Consider the following 14,816-nt stretch of genomic DNA (forward strand, 5'->3'; position numbering starts at 1 on the left):
GCTATGAGTAATTTTGAAGAAAACATTGAGGTTAAAGGTGCTAGAGCACATAACCTTAAAAATATTGATGTGACCATTCCTCGCGAAAAACTAGTGGTTATTACTGGTTTATCTGGTAGTGGTAAATCGTCATTAGCATTTGACACCATATATGCTGAAGGACAACGTCGTTATATCGAAACATTTTCTGCTTATGCAAGACAATTTTTAGGTGGTTTAGAGCGTCCTGATGTTGATAAAATTGATGGTTTATCTCCTGTAATTGCTATTGAGCAAAAAACAACCAGTAAATCTCCAAGGTCAACCGTTGGTACTATTACAGAGATTTATGACTTTTTACGTTTATTATATGCAAGAGGTAGTGATGCCTACAGCTATAATACTGGTGAAAAGATGGTGAGCTATAGCGATGAGCAGATTAAAGAGTTAATTACCTCAAGCTATAAAGGCAAACGTATAAATATTTTAGCTCCTGTAGTACGTTCTAGAAAAGGACATTATCGCGAGTTATTTGAGCAAATTGCTAAACAAGGCTTTGTAAAAGTACGTACTGATGGCGAAATCAAGGATTTGGTTAAAGGTATGAAGTTGGATCGTTACAAAAACCACGATATTGAGATTGTAATTGATAGACTTAAAATTGATGATGGTGTTGATAATGACAAACGTTTAACCGAAAGTATTAATACTGCCATGTACCATGGTGATGATGTATTAATGATTATTGACCAAGACACACAAGAGGCTCGTTATTTTAGTCGTAGCTTAATGTGTCCAACTTCTGGCGTTTCTTACCCAAATCCAGAACCCAACAATTTTTCATTTAACTCGCCTAAAGGTGCTTGCGATAATTGTAATGGAATCGGAACTCTGTATCAAGTTAACGAAAAAAAGATTGTTCCTGACGATACGTTATCCATAAAAACAGGTGCTCTGGCACCTCATGGTCCAGAAAAAAAGAGTTGGATTTTTAAACAATTTGAAACCATTGCAGAACGCTATAATTTTAAATTAAGCGATCCATATAAATCAATACCAGAAGAAGCTAAACAAATTATTATGTTTGGTGGTAATGAAAAATTTTCGGTAGAAAGTAAAACTTTAGGAATTACTAGAGACTATAAAATAGACTTTGAAGGTGTTGCTAACTTTATCGAAAATCAATACAAAAATGCTGAGTCAACCTCTTTAAAACGTTGGGCTAAAGACTATATGGACAAAATAGAGTGTCCAGTTTGTCAAGGTGCTAGACTAAAAAAAGAATCATTATACTTTAAAGTAAACGGTAAAAATATTGCTGAATTAGCTAATCAAGACATTAGTGATTTAGCCATTTGGTTTAAACAATTACCCGAATTTTTATCCAAAAAGCAAGTCAAAATTGCTGAAGAAATTATAAAAGAAATTAATGCTAGGCTTCAGTTTTTATTAGACGTTGGTTTGGACTATTTGTCTTTAAACCGAAGCTCAAAATCGTTATCTGGTGGAGAAGCACAACGTATTAGATTAGCCACACAAATTGGATCGCAATTGGTTGGTGTACTTTACATTTTGGACGAACCTAGTATTGGGCTACACCAACGTGATAACGAAAAATTAATTAATAGCCTTGTGTCTTTGCGTGACATTGGTAACTCCGTTATTGTGGTAGAACATGATAAGGATATGATAGAACGTGCAGATCATGTTATTGATATTGGACCTAGAGCTGGTAAACATGGAGGAGAAATTATTAGTCAAGGGACTCCTAAACAGTTATTAAAAGAAAAAACACTTACTGCAGAATATTTGAATGGTAAAAGAGAAATCGAAATACCTAAAAAACGACGCGAAGGTAATGGTCACTTCCTAGAGCTTAAAGGCTGTACAGGTAATAATCTAAAAAATGTGTCTGTAAAATTTCCTTTAGGTAAAATGATTGGTGTTACAGGTGTCTCTGGTAGCGGAAAATCTACATTAATTAACGAGACACTCTACCCTATTTTAAATGCACACTACTTTAATGGTGTTAAAAAACCAATGCCATATAAAAGCATTAAAGGTTTAGAGCATATAGATAAGGTTATAGACATTAATCAGTCTCCTATTGGTCGTACACCAAGAAGTAATCCTGCAACTTACACCAAAACTTTTGACGAAATCCGTAGCCTTTTTGCTAAAATACCAGAAGCCATGATACGTGGCTATAAACCTGGACGATTCAGTTTTAATGTTGCTGGAGGACGTTGCGAAACCTGTAAAGGTGGTGGCTTACGTGTTATTGAAATGAATTTTTTACCTGATGTGTATGTAGAATGTGAAACCTGTCAAGGTAAACGTTTTAATCGCGAAACATTAGAGATTAGATATAAAGGAAAAAGTATTAGTGATGTTTTAGACATGACTATAAACGAAGGTGTTGACTTTTTTGAAAACATTCCTAAAATTCATAAAAAACTAAAAACAATTAAGGATGTTGGATTAGGTTACATTACCTTAGGACAACAAAGCACAACGCTTTCCGGTGGAGAAGCTCAACGTATAAAATTAGCAACCGAGTTAAGTAAACGTGATACTGGTAATACCTTTTATATTTTAGACGAACCCACTACAGGCTTACATTTTGAAGACATTAGAGTGTTAATGATTGTTTTAAATAAATTAGCAAATAAAGGAAACACTGTCTTAATTATAGAACATAATTTAGATGTCATCAAAACCGTTGATCATATAATTGATATTGGTTACGAAGGTGGCAAAGGTGGTGGACAAGTCGTCGTAGAAGGCACTCCAGAAGTGGTTGCAAAACATAAAAAAAGCTATACAGCTAAATTTTTAAAGAAAGAATTAAAATAGTAATCCCAATGGTTACTTTTACAATAAATAATTAATAGAAAATAAACAGTTATATAATGAGAGAAGAAAAACATCCAAAAGGTTGGAATGAGAAAAAAACAAATGATTCTTGGGCGATTTTTAAAATCATGGGAGAATTTGTTAATGGATTTGAAAAGATGAGTGCCATAGGACCTTCTGTTTCAATTTTTGGTTCTGCACGTACTAAACCAGACCACAAGTATTATAAGTTAGCAGAAAATGTTGCGTCAAAAATTGTTGATGCTGGTTATGGTGTTATTACAGGTGGTGGACCTGGTATTATGGAAGCTGGTAATAAAGGTGCCCATTTAGCAGGAGGTACATCTGTTGGTTTAAACATAGAATTACCTTTTGAACAACATGATAATCCATATATAGATTCTGACAAGAACATCAATTTTGACTACTTTTTTGTTAGAAAAGTAATGTTTGTAAAATATAGCCAAGGTTTTGTCGTAATGCCAGGAGGATTTGGAACTTTAGACGAATTATTTGAAGCGATAACTTTAATACAAACTAATAAAATCGAAAAATTCCCAATTATACTTGTAGGTACTGACTTTTGGGAAGGTTTAATGGGATGGGTTAAAACCACACTTTTAGATAGTTTCGCAAATATTAGCGAAGGTGACTTAGATTTAATACATTTAGTAGATACAGCAGAAGAAGTTGTAGATATTTTAGATAGCTTCTACAAAGATTATGGATTAAGCCCTAATTTCTAAAACAATTAATGATAAAAAAAACATTATACTTATTAATACTACTTAGTTTTTCAGGTGTCTATGCACAAGACACCTTTAAAACTATGTTTTATAATTTATTAAATTTTCCGCTTCAAGAACCTGCAAGTGATCGCTTAGACGAGCTAGATATTATATTATCCAATTACCAACCAGATCTTTTTATGGTTTGCGAGCTTAATAATAGCTCTGGAGCAAATGCTATTTTAAACATGATGCAACAAAGCATTAATGTTAATTATCAAATGGCAAACTTTACACTTAACTCAAGCGATAATAACTTAGGAGACCAAAATGACTTACAAAACTTAATCTATTTTGATAGCACAAAATTTAGTTTGGAAGGACAAAATCAAGTCACTACAATTTACAGAGACTTTAATCATTACCAATTAAAGTTAAACACACTAACTCAAGACACAGACCCAATATATTTAAACGTGATAGTGTGTCACTTAAAAGCATCAAGTGGTACTACAAATCAGCAATTACGTTTTCAAATGGCTCAGGATTTAACAACTTACTTATCCACTTTTTCAAGTAATGATTATTTTTTATTAGCAGGAGATTTTAATGTGTACACAAATTCCGAACCTGCTTTTCAAGAGTTTATCAATCCTACAAACAATATTACCTTTATAGATCCAGCAAACAGGATGGGTAGTTGGCACAATAACCAAAGTTATTTAGATGTTTTTACACAATCTACAAGGACAGCAACAGGACTTGGTGGTACTACAGGAGGTTTTGATGACAGGTTTGACTTTATACTAACTAGTACCTCTTTGACTAATAATCCGGAATTACAATTTACGCCAAATAGTTATCAAGTATATGGTAACAATAACAACCCAAATTGCTGGAATAGCGCAATAAATAGTAACGATTGTTCTGGTATTTTGTTTTCAGAAAGTATTAGAGAGTCTTTACACAATTTTAGCGACCATCTTCCCGTTACTTTAAATATTGAAACCAATCAAAACTTTTTAAACATACCTGATGTGGTAGTTAAAAAACCGGTTTTCGAGATTATTGGATCCAATATGGTTTCAAGTTTATTAAATTTAAAAATTAACGCATCGCTTAAAAAAGACAATAACTTAAAGATTTACAACACGTTAGGTCAAGTTGTAAAAACAATTTATACAAACGACAAAACTATTAACGTTGATATTTCGTATTTATCAAACGGAATATATTACATTTCACTTAACAATATTAATGTTCAACCTTTAAAGTTTGTAAAAGTCAATTGAAGCTAAACTATTATATTTTTATTTGTTTTATACTATTTAGTATTTCGGCTTTAAGCCAAAATACTATTGACATTGAGGCTGTTTTTGATACTAAAAAAAATAGCATAAACGTAACGCAAAGTATACAATATAAAAACAATAGTAATACGGTTTTAGACACCATCTATTTAAACGATTGGAGTCATAGCTATTCTTCGAAAACAACTCCACTTGCCGAGCGTTTTGCAGATGAGTTTAAAACAACATTTCATTTTGCAAATAATGAAGATCGTGGTTTTACTGCATTAACTAGTATTAAACAATCTAATCAAACTACTTTTTTTGAACGTTTAGCTAAACACCCAGATGTTATTAAGGTAGCTCTTAACACACCTTTACAACCCAATCAATCTTATAATATTACACTTACCTACATTGTTCAAATACCTCATAATAAATTTACAAGATATGGTGTCACTGACTTTGGGGATTACAACCTACGCTTTTGGTACATTACGCCTGCTGTGTTTGATGGATCTTGGCATTACTACAGTAATAAAGATTTAGAGGATTTATTTGTAGAACCTGCAAATATTACCCTTAAACTTACCTATCCAAATAATTTTACGCCAGTATCTGAATTAAATATTCTAAATAATAAAGTTGGAACTGTTACAACCACTACATTTAAAGGTGAAAATAGAATAAACTCTAAATTATCACTAGTACAAAACAACGATTACAAAACAGTTGAAACAGATTTTTTTAATATTGAATCAAATATTGATACTGAAAGTCTAGAACCTACTGAAGTGGCATTAGCATCCGATCGAGTTGCACAATTTATTACCAAAAACCTAGGTGATTATCCACATGAAAAAGTATTATTAACTTGGATTGATTACAAAAAAGACCCTATTTATGGTCTTAATTTACTTCCTGACTTTGTAAGACCTTTTGAGGATACGTTTCAATATGAATTAAAATTACTTAAAACCACATTAAAGGTATATTTAGAAAACACTTTGTTAATAAACCCAAGAAAAGAACAGTGGTTACTAGATGGTATTCAGGTGTATTATTTAATGAAATACGTCGAAAATTTTTATCCTAACCAAAAAATATTAGGAAAACTAGCTAATGTTTGGGGAGTAAGATCGTTTCATGCAGCAGACTTAAATTTTAACGACCAATATTCATTTTTATACATGCACATGGCACGTACAAATATTGACCAACCTATTGGTATGGCTAAGGACTCGTTATTAAAATTCAATAAAAATATTTCTAACAAATACAAAGCAGCAATTGGATTAAATTACTTGGATGATTACATAGGTGACTCTATAGTCTCTAAAACTTTAAGTGATTTTGTTAAACAATCTAAATTAAAACGCACAACACCAGCAGATTTTGAAACTATAATTAGATCTAAAACGCCTAAAAATATTGATTGGTTTTTTGAAGACTATGTTAGCACAAGTAAAAAGATAGATTTTAAAATCAAAAAGATAAAAAAATCAGAAGACTCCATTAAAATTACTCTTAAAAACCTTAGGGATAATAAAATGCCTGTTTCGCTTTTTACTTTAGAAAACGATAGTATTACCTCCAAATTTTGGATTGATGGTTTTAATGGTAATAAAACCATTACAATAGCAAATAAAGACGTGGACCAATTAGCGTTAAACTATGATAATGTCATACCAGAATTTAACCAACGTAACAATTTTAAAAAGTTAAATGGCTTTTTTCTAACCAATAAACCTTTACAATTTAGATTATTTAAAGACATTGAAGACCCAAACTATAACCAAGTCTTTTTTATGCCAGAGTTTGACTATAATTTCTATGATGGACTATCTCCTGGTTTAAAACTATACAATAAGACCCTTTTAAGTAAGCGCTTTCTATACAAATTAAGTCCTAAATATGGATTTAAAAGTAATCAAGTTGTTGGTAGTGCCTCCTTAATTTATAATGCTAGACCAGAAGGTACAGACAATTTTAGAACACGCTATGGATTATCTGGTAATTATTACAATTATGCACCAAACCTAAGCTATACCTCTTTTACACCTTTTATTGATTATAATTTTAGAAACCATAAAGATTTAAGGGACAATAAACGTGAGTTTTTATCTTTTAGATATGTAAATATAAATAGAGAGGTAGATCCAACAGGAGAATTTGAAACAGATGGAGAGCCAAAATATTCTGTCTTTAATGCTAAATATGGTCTTGTAGACAATAATTTAAAAGACTACGCGTCTTTATTTACAGATTTACAAGTGGCTAAAAACTTTGGTAAAATATCGGCTACGTTAGAGTTTAGAAACCTAAACGAACGTAATAAACAATTTAATTTACGTGTTTTTTCTGGTTTGTTTTTATACAATGATACGTATCAAGATTCTGACTTTTTTAGTTTTGCTTTAGACAGACCTACAGACTATTTATTTGACTATAATTATTTAGGTAGAAGCGAACAAACTGGAGTATTAAGTCAACAAATTATAATAGCCGAAGGTGGATTTAAATCTAAACTATCTCAGCCTTTTGCTAACCAATGGATGACAACCGTTAACACAAGCGCAACACTTTGGAGATATATTATGCTTTATGGTGATGCTGGAGTTATAAAAAATCAAAATTTTAGTCCAGAATTTGTTTATGATTCTGGTATTAGATTAAATCTTGTCGAAGATTATTTTGAGCTATACTTTCCGGTCTACTCTAATTTAGGTTGGGAAATAGGACAACCTAATTATGACGAAAAAATTAGGTTTATAGTTACCCTATCTCCAAAAACTTTATTAGGTCTATTTACTAGACGTTGGTATTAATAAATTCTTAGCAGATTAGTCTTTTTTGCGATTAATTTATTAAATAACCCTACTTAAGGCTTAATTATTGAATAATTCACATTATTTTAAGATTTTTTGATATTGCTAAACCGACAATTTTTGATTAAATTTGTTTCAAATAATTCCTTACACATGCAAACAAAAGTTAACAATAAAAAAGACTTGTCTTTTGAAGATTTTAAAACTGAAGTTCTTAAAGATTACCACATCGCTGTAACCAGTCGTGAATGTAGTCTATTAGGACGTCGTGAAGTGTTAACCGGAAAAGCTAAATTTGGAATATTTGGTGACGGTAAAGAAGTCCCTCAATTAGCTATGGCTAAAGCTTTTCAAAACGGAGATTTTAGATCAGGTTACTATCGTGATCAAACCTTTATGATGGCTATTGGAGAGCTAACAATTCAGCAGTTTTTTGCTGGATTATATGCCAATACAGATTTATCGCAAGAACCTATGTCTGCAGGAAGACAAATGGGTGGACATTTTGCAACGCATAGTGTGGATGAAAACGGAAATTGGAAAAATCTAACTCAGCAAAAAAACTCAAGTTCTGACATCTCACCTACAGCAGGTCAAATGCCAAGATTATTAGGTTTAGCGCAAGCATCAAAAATTTACAGAAATGTTAAAGGTATTGATACGACCAATTTTTCTGTAAATGGTAATGAAATTGCTTGGGGAACTATAGGAAACGCAAGTACAAGTGAAGGTTTGTTTTTTGAAACTATTAATGCTGCTGGTGTATTACAAGTACCAATGGTAATAAGCGTTTGGGATGATGAATACGGAATCTCTGTACATGCAAGACACCAAACAACAAAAGAAAATATTTCTGAAATCTTAAAAGGATTTCAACGTGATAAAGACAATAATGGTTATGAAATCCTAAGAGTTAAAGGTTGGGATTATGCTAATTTAATAGCGACCTATGAAGAAGCTGCAAAAATAGCAAGAGAAGAACACGTACCTGTTTTAATTCATGTTAACGAGCTTACACAACCACAAGGTCACTCGACCTCAGGATCGCATGAGCGTTACAAAGATAAAGACCGTTTAGAGTGGGAAGCTAATAACGATTGTAATCTTAAAATGCGTGCTTGGTTAATAGAAAACAACATTGCAACTGACGAAGAATTACAAACCATTGAAAAAAACATTAAAAAGCAAGTTAGAGATGCTAAAAAAGCTGCATGGACTAATTATTTAAAACCTGCTTTGACAGAAAAAGAAGATTTAGTAGCGCTATTAAAAAATGTTGCTAACGCTAGTTCTAATAAAGTGTTTATTGAAAAAATTGCAAACGATTTAAGTGCTATTGGAGAGCCTAACAGAAAAGACTCTGTATCTGCTGCTAGAAAAGCGTTGCGTTATGTTATTGCTGAAAATTCTTCAGAAAAACAACAATTATTAGACTGGATTGACACCTTTTTTACCAAGGTACAACCCTTGTATAGTTCTGATTTACATAACGAAAGTTCAACTTCTGCGATTCATATAAAAGAAATTAAACCAACTTATGACAGTAAAACTGAAGATGTTGATGGACGTGTTATTTTAAGAGAAAACTTTGATGCTATCTTTAATACATATCCTGAAACTTTAGTATTTGGAGAAGATGCTGGTAACATTGGAGATGTTAATCAAGGATTAGAAGGTTTACAAGAAAAATATGGCGAATTACGCGTTGCTGATGTTGGTATTAGAGAAGCGACCATTTTAGGCCAAGGTATTGGTATGGCTATGCGTGGTTTACGTCCAATTGCCGAAATTCAGTATTTAGATTATATACTATATGCTTTACAAATAATTAGCGATGATTTAGCAACCTTGCGTTACAGAACAAAAGGTCGTCAAAAAGCACCATTAATTATTCGTACTCGTGGACATAGACTAGAAGGTATTTGGCATTCAGGTTCGCAAATGGGTGGCGTTTTAAATCTAGTTAGAGGGATTCATGTATTGGTACCAAGAGACATGACCAAAGCTGCAGGTTTTTACAATACACTTTTAAAAAGTGACGAGCCTGCCTTAATTGTAGAGTGTCTTAACGGTTATAGATTAAAAGAGAAATTACCAACTAATATTGGAGAGTTTACAACACCTATTGGAGTTGTTGAAACTATCAAGGAAGGTGCAGATATTACTTTAATATCTTATGGATCAACTTTAAGAATTGTTCAACAAGCTGGCAAAGAACTAGCTGAAGTTGGTATTGATGCAGAAATTATTGACATACAATCTTTACTACCTTTTGATATTAATCACGACATTGTAAACAGTGTCAAAAAGACCAACCGCTTAATGGTTATAGATGAGGACGTTCCTGGTGGAGCATCCGCATATATATTAGATCAAATAATTAACACTCAAAATGCATATAAGCATTTAGATAGCCAACCTAAAACATTAGCTGCTAAACCACATAGACCAGCTTATGGTACAGATGGAGATTACTTCTCTAAACCTTCAACAGAAGATGTTTTTGAAGCAGTTTACGCGGTTATGCACGAGTCTAATCCTAGTCGTTTTCCTAAGTTAAGATAATTGGTCAAACGCTATATACTAAATAAAAAAGCTCATCTATAAAATTAGATGAGCTTTTTACTTATATATTAGTTACCATTTACGATTTTAGAAAATCAATTAAGATAGTATTTAATTGGTCCTTATGGGTAATATTTAAACCATGAGGTGCACCTTTAATGACTTTAAACACATTATCTGTAATACCTTTTGCTGCTTGATTAGCAGACGTTTCAATTGGGACAGTGTTATCACTATCACCATGTACAATTAAAGTTGGCACATTTACATTTTTTAATTCATCTCTAAAATCTGTATGCATCCATGCTTTGGCAGTTTCGATTGTGGCTCTTGGCGAAGCGTGTGAAGCTACAACAAAATCATAGTCTAATTGTGCTTGACTAACCTTGTCTTTATTGTCTTCAAAATTATAAAACCCTTTAGAAAATTCTTTTAAAAACCCTACTCTGTCTTCTTCTAAAGCATCTTGAATACCTTGTAAATCCTTTTCAGAGACACCATCAGGATTATCCTCTTTTTGCTTAACTAAAGGTATTATACTACTTATTAAAGCTGCTTTAGCAATTTTATCTGTGCCAAAATCTGTACAATATCTTACAACTTCTCCTCCTCCCATTGAAAATCCTACAACAATCACATCTTCAAGATCTAACTGAGCAATAATTTGTTCTAAATCGCTAGCTAATGCAGAATAGTCGTATCCATTCCAAGGTGTACTACTTATTCCGAAGCCTCTCCTATCGTAGGAAATGCATCTATAACCTGATTCTACGATTTTCCACACTTGATGTTCCCATGATTTTCTACTTAATGGCCAACCATGAATTAAAATGACTGGTTGTCCGCTTCCATAATCTTCATAAAAAATATCTACGGTTTCTGCTGTGTTTTTGTTTGTAATAAATGGCATATCAATTTCTTTTTTTTGGTTTACTTAAAGATAAAATATCAATGACTAAACAGTGTTAAACCAGACTTAAAGTATTATTAACAAGTCGTTAAATTGCAAAAAATAAAATATATAAATGAAATTATGCAGACAATAGGCATTAGCTAGAGTAAATGACTCCTTTTTTTATACCTTTAAAATCTATTTAAAAATTATGATAGAACAAACCGATTTAACAACACGCGATTGGCTAGCTATTGAGCGTACCAAATTAGCCAACGAACGTACTTTTTTGGCTTATTTTAGAACTTTTTTAGTTATTTTAGGTACAGGAATTACTATACTTAAATTAGATTTACTAGCAGATTTAAAAACGTATGGTATCATATTAATAGCAATAGCTCCTATTATTTTAATAATAGGTATTGTACGCCTATATGTAGTCAAACGCACTATAAAAAAACACTATAAAATTTAAATGAAAGCTGTATCTGTTGTTACGATCCGAAAAGAGTTAAAACATAAAACCAACGAAGAATTGGCGGAACTATGTTTAAGATTATCACGTTTTAAAAAAGAAAACAAAGAGCTGCTTACCTATTTATTATTTGAAGCAGATAGTGAAGCTGGTTATATTGAAACCGTCAAAGCTGAAATTGACGAACAATTTGAACTAATAAATACAGATAGCTTTTTTTATATAAAAAAGAGTGTTAGAAAGATTTTACGAAACACGAAAAAATATATTAGATACTCGCTTAATAAAGAAACTGAAGTTGAATTACTGCTGTACTTTTGTAAAAAGTTAAAAACAATGAAACCGTCTATTTCTAGAAACACAACCTTAACTAATCTGTATGACCGAAACATTGAGGCGATTACTAAAAAAATATTAGCATTACATGAAGATTTACAATACGATTATACTACTGAATTAGAAGATATGTAGTTTAAAATTAAAACATAAAAAAAGCCAACCTTAACGGTTGGCTTTTATATTCAATCTGTAAATAGATTATGCAGTTTGCATATTGTGTTTACCCTCGTAAACTTCTTCTATTAATTTTTTATTAAAAGCTGGCAAATCGTTTGGATTACGACTTGTGACTAATCCTTCATCTACCACAACTTCGCTATCTTCCCACATGGCTCCTGCATTTACTAAATCTCTTTTAATAGAGCTAAATGATGTTACTTTACGTCCTTGCAATACACCTGCTTCAGCTAACAACCAAGGTGCATGGCAAATAGCTGCTACTGGTTTTTTATTCGCAAAAAACGATTTAATAAATCTAATTGCATCTTCATTTCTTCTTAAAGTATCAGGATTAATGACTCCTCCTGGTAATACTAGTGCATTATAATCGTCTTGAGACACTTGATCTAAGGTTTTATCTACTTCATAACTGTTACTCCAGTTTCCGTCTGCCCAACCTTTTATTTGTCCTGATTTTTCAGAGACGATATGTACATCTGCTCCTGCTTCTTTTAAAGCATTCATTGGTTCTTTTAATTCACTTTCTTCAAATCCATTGGTTGCTAAAATTGCAACTTTCTTTCTCTCTAAGTTTTCCATTTTATCTTTTGGTTTTTGTTATTAATAATTCGATTTACCTCTAAAGTACTATAATTAATAGCCTTAGACGAATTACAAAACCTGTTTAACTTCGATTTAATATCAAGTGTTAAATAATAATATGGAAGTGTTAAAACCCATTTAGCTTCGTTAAAAAAATTAACTATTTGGGTTCTATAATTAAATATATTGCAGTACTATCTCCAACATTTAGTACTTGATGCTGGCTAATTTCAGATTTAGACCAAGTCACTCCTGTTTTTACAGGAATAGTACGTGTACCTGTAGCATCTGTTATTTGAAAAGTGCTTCCTGCTAAGGTATAACCAAAATGTGGTTTATGATAATGCTTCTCATGACCAACATTAGGTGGAAACGTACATTTTAATATGCGCTGTTTTTTTGTGTCTTGTAATACTTTGCACACTTTATGTCCTTCCCAACCTGCTGCTAATGGATCTGGAAGTGTTTGTACAGTTTTACAAGAAAAGCTTAAAAGCACTATTGCGATTATATAATATGGTTTCATGATGTTTTTTAAAGTTTTAAATAAATGTTAGTACATAATCTTAACTAACATCTCTTTAAGCAAATCACCTTGTGGCACAGCATTACTATCAACACCTTTACTTTTACCATCAAACTCGCGTAAAATAGCAATAACTTGACTAACTTTTCGCATTGGATAATTGCGTGAAGCCTCTATATATTCGTTTACAAAATATGGATTAACCCGCAATGCAGAGGCTACACTTCGAGGGTTTTTATCAGACATTCCATGTAAATGCAATAATTGAGAAAAAAAGCTAAACAATAAAGATACAGTTAAGACCATTGGATTATCCTTTGGGTTTTCTGCAAAATAATGGACAATTTTAAAAGCCTGAGCAGTATTTTTTGCACCAATAGCTTTACGTAACTCAAAGTTATTATAGTCTTTACTAATACCTATATTTTCTTCGATATGGTCAGGAGTAATCTGTGTGTCTCTTGGTAAGACTATTTGTAGTTTGTTTAACTCATTACTTAATTTACTCAAATCTGTACCTAAAAACTCCACTAACATTTGTGATGCTTTTGGAGTTATAGAATAGCCTTTTGGTGACAATACACGACTTATCCAATCTGGTACTTGGTTTTCGTAAAGCTTTTTACTTTCAAAAACTTGACCTGACTTTTTAATAGCTTTGTAAACCGCTTTACGTTTGTCTACAGATTTGTATTTATAACAAATAACTAAAACCGTTGTAGGTTGTGGGTTTTTGGCATAATCTGCTAATTGATCAATTGTCCTAGATAAATCTTGAGCTTCTTTAACAATCACCACTTGACGATCTGCCATCATAGGGTAACGCTTAGCATTACTTACAATATCGTCCACGCTAATATCACGACCATATAACACCATTTGATTAAAGCCTCGCTCCTCTTCCGTTAAAACGGTTTTTTCGATGTAATCTGAGATTTTATCAATGTAATAAGCCTCCTCACCCATTAATAAATAGATAGGTTTAAGCTGCTTATTTTTTATATCAGTAACTAACTGTTTGACTTCGTCCAAAGGAAAAAAATTTAAAAATTTGGTTTTTGACTTTTGAAGTTTAACTTTGAAAAAAACCGAATACCATTAAATGCAAGAGTTAAACTTTCCAAAGTTTGTGTTTCGATTCAAAAATAACGAAAATAAAGTATCTATTTTTGATGTTATACGTAAAAGATTTATGGTCTTACAACCTGAAGAATGGGTAAGACAACATTGTGTACATTACTTAATAGAAGTTAAAAAATATCCAATCTCTTTGATTAATGTCGAAAAAGAACTAAAAGTCAACGATTTAAAAAAGCGTTATGACATTGTTATTTTTAATACTGACGGAAGCATACATTTAATTGTAGAATGTAAAGCGCCTAAAATAGAAATCAAACAAAACACTTTTGACCAAATAGCACGTTATAATTTGGCATTAAATGCAACCTATTTGATGGTAACAAATGGTATTAATCACTATTATTGCAGTATGGATTTTAAAGCAGAACAGTATCACTTTTTAAAAGACATACCAGATTATCAAGAACACTAGTTTTTGTTTAGTCTAAAGCATAAAT

12 protein-coding genes are annotated in these 14,816 nt (G+C 31.9%); 8 read left to right on the forward strand and 4 right to left on the reverse strand.

Features of this window, described 5'->3' with window-relative positions; translation table 11 throughout:
• Positions 1-3: 3 nt before the first annotated feature.
• The 5 genes from uvrA (at position 4) to WNY60_RS11915 (ending at position 10,245) form a co-directional block, all read left to right on the forward strand.
• The gene (uvrA, locus tag WNY60_RS11895) at positions 4-2,835 is read left to right on the forward strand and encodes an excinuclease ABC subunit UvrA (RefSeq protein WP_028282991.1); all 2,832 of its coding nucleotides are present in this window, start codon (positions 4-6) and stop codon (positions 2,833-2,835) included.
• 56 nt (positions 2,836-2,891) lie between these two features.
• A complete protein-coding gene (locus tag WNY60_RS11900) occupies positions 2,892-3,581 on the forward strand; it encodes a TIGR00730 family Rossman fold protein (protein ID WP_028282990.1) in 690 nt (229 codons plus the stop codon).
• An 8-nt stretch (positions 3,582-3,589) separates the two neighbouring features.
• Positions 3,590-4,855 (forward strand): T9SS type A sorting domain-containing protein, encoded by a 1,266-nt coding sequence (locus tag WNY60_RS11905; protein ID WP_342862515.1) that lies wholly within the window; start codon positions 3,590-3,592, stop codon positions 4,853-4,855.
• Positions 4,852-7,680 (forward strand): metalloprotease, encoded by a 2,829-nt coding sequence (locus WNY60_RS11910; RefSeq protein WP_342862516.1) that lies wholly within the window; start codon positions 4,852-4,854, stop codon positions 7,678-7,680. The genes WNY60_RS11905 and WNY60_RS11910 overlap by 4 nt, the downstream gene beginning before the upstream one ends.
• 153 nt (positions 7,681-7,833) lie before the next feature.
• Positions 7,834-10,245, forward strand: a complete 2,412-nt coding sequence (locus WNY60_RS11915) for a thiamine pyrophosphate-dependent enzyme (protein WP_342862517.1) — start codon at positions 7,834-7,836, stop codon at positions 10,243-10,245.
• 79 nt (positions 10,246-10,324) lie between these two features.
• Here the strand turns inward: WNY60_RS11915 and WNY60_RS11920 are convergent, their stop codons facing one another.
• Positions 10,325-11,155, reverse strand: a complete 831-nt coding sequence (locus WNY60_RS11920; protein WP_339808976.1) for an alpha/beta hydrolase — start codon at positions 11,153-11,155, stop codon at positions 10,325-10,327.
• Between the two features lie 193 nt (positions 11,156-11,348).
• Between WNY60_RS11920 and WNY60_RS11925 the strand changes: the two genes are divergently transcribed.
• Both WNY60_RS11925 and WNY60_RS11930 read left to right on the forward strand, forming a co-directional pair.
• Positions 11,349-11,612: a DUF202 domain-containing protein gene (locus tag WNY60_RS11925; protein ID WP_145001247.1), complete on the forward strand. Its 264-nt coding sequence runs from the start codon at positions 11,349-11,351 to the stop codon at positions 11,610-11,612.
• Complete coding sequence (locus tag WNY60_RS11930) at positions 11,613-12,083, forward strand: hypothetical protein (protein WP_145001245.1); 471 nt, start codon at positions 11,613-11,615, stop codon at positions 12,081-12,083.
• A 66-nt stretch (positions 12,084-12,149) separates the two neighbouring features.
• Here WNY60_RS11930 and WNY60_RS11935 read toward each other — a convergent pair whose 3' ends face one another.
• From WNY60_RS11935 to holA, 3 genes are all read right to left on the reverse strand, one after another.
• Positions 12,150-12,710, reverse strand: a complete 561-nt coding sequence (locus tag WNY60_RS11935) for a type 1 glutamine amidotransferase domain-containing protein (RefSeq protein WP_292949354.1) — start codon at positions 12,708-12,710, stop codon at positions 12,150-12,152.
• A gap of 163 nt (positions 12,711-12,873) precedes the next feature.
• Positions 12,874-13,239, reverse strand: coding sequence for a cupin domain-containing protein (locus WNY60_RS11940; protein ID WP_145001241.1), 366 nt, complete (start codon positions 13,237-13,239; stop codon positions 12,874-12,876).
• 27 nt (positions 13,240-13,266) lie between these two features.
• Positions 13,267-14,271, reverse strand: coding sequence for a DNA polymerase III subunit delta (gene holA, locus WNY60_RS11945; RefSeq protein ID WP_145001239.1), 1,005 nt, complete (start codon positions 14,269-14,271; stop codon positions 13,267-13,269).
• 70 nt (positions 14,272-14,341) lie between these two features.
• Here holA and WNY60_RS11950 point away from each other — a divergent pair, with 70 nt between their 5' ends.
• Positions 14,342-14,791, forward strand: a complete 450-nt coding sequence (locus tag WNY60_RS11950) for a type I restriction enzyme HsdR N-terminal domain-containing protein (protein WP_292949358.1) — start codon at positions 14,342-14,344, stop codon at positions 14,789-14,791.
• Positions 14,792-14,816: the final 25 nt, after the last annotated feature.

The sequence above is a fragment of the Olleya sp. AS48 genome, assembly GCF_038900355.1.
Lineage (GTDB): Bacteria > Bacteroidota > Bacteroidia > Flavobacteriales > Flavobacteriaceae > Olleya.

What these genes read in the sequence shown, in the direction of transcription:
- WNY60_RS11900 (WP_028282990.1), top strand. Translation starts at nt 2,892, where the DNA reads ATGAGAGAAGAAAAACATCCAAAAGGTTGGAATGAGAAAAAAACAAAT.
- WNY60_RS11940 (WP_145001241.1), bottom strand. Translation starts at nt 13,239, where the DNA reads ATGAAACCATATTATATAATCGCAATAGTGCTTTTAAGCTTTTCTTGT.
- WNY60_RS11915 (WP_342862517.1), top strand. Translation starts at nt 7,834, where the DNA reads ATGCAAACAAAAGTTAACAATAAAAAAGACTTGTCTTTTGAAGATTTT.
- WNY60_RS11905 (WP_342862515.1), top strand. Translation starts at nt 3,590, where the DNA reads ATGATAAAAAAAACATTATACTTATTAATACTACTTAGTTTTTCAGGT.
- WNY60_RS11920 (WP_339808976.1), bottom strand. Translation starts at nt 11,155, where the DNA reads ATGCCATTTATTACAAACAAAAACACAGCAGAAACCGTAGATATTTTT.
- WNY60_RS11925 (WP_145001247.1), top strand. Translation starts at nt 11,349, where the DNA reads ATGATAGAACAAACCGATTTAACAACACGCGATTGGCTAGCTATTGAG.
- WNY60_RS11930 (WP_145001245.1), top strand. Translation starts at nt 11,613, where the DNA reads ATGAAAGCTGTATCTGTTGTTACGATCCGAAAAGAGTTAAAACATAAA.
- WNY60_RS11950 (WP_292949358.1), top strand. Translation starts at nt 14,342, where the DNA reads ATGCAAGAGTTAAACTTTCCAAAGTTTGTGTTTCGATTCAAAAATAAC.
- WNY60_RS11935 (WP_292949354.1), bottom strand. Translation starts at nt 12,710, where the DNA reads ATGGAAAACTTAGAGAGAAAGAAAGTTGCAATTTTAGCAACCAATGGA.
- uvrA (WP_028282991.1), top strand. Translation starts at nt 4, where the DNA reads ATGAGTAATTTTGAAGAAAACATTGAGGTTAAAGGTGCTAGAGCACAT.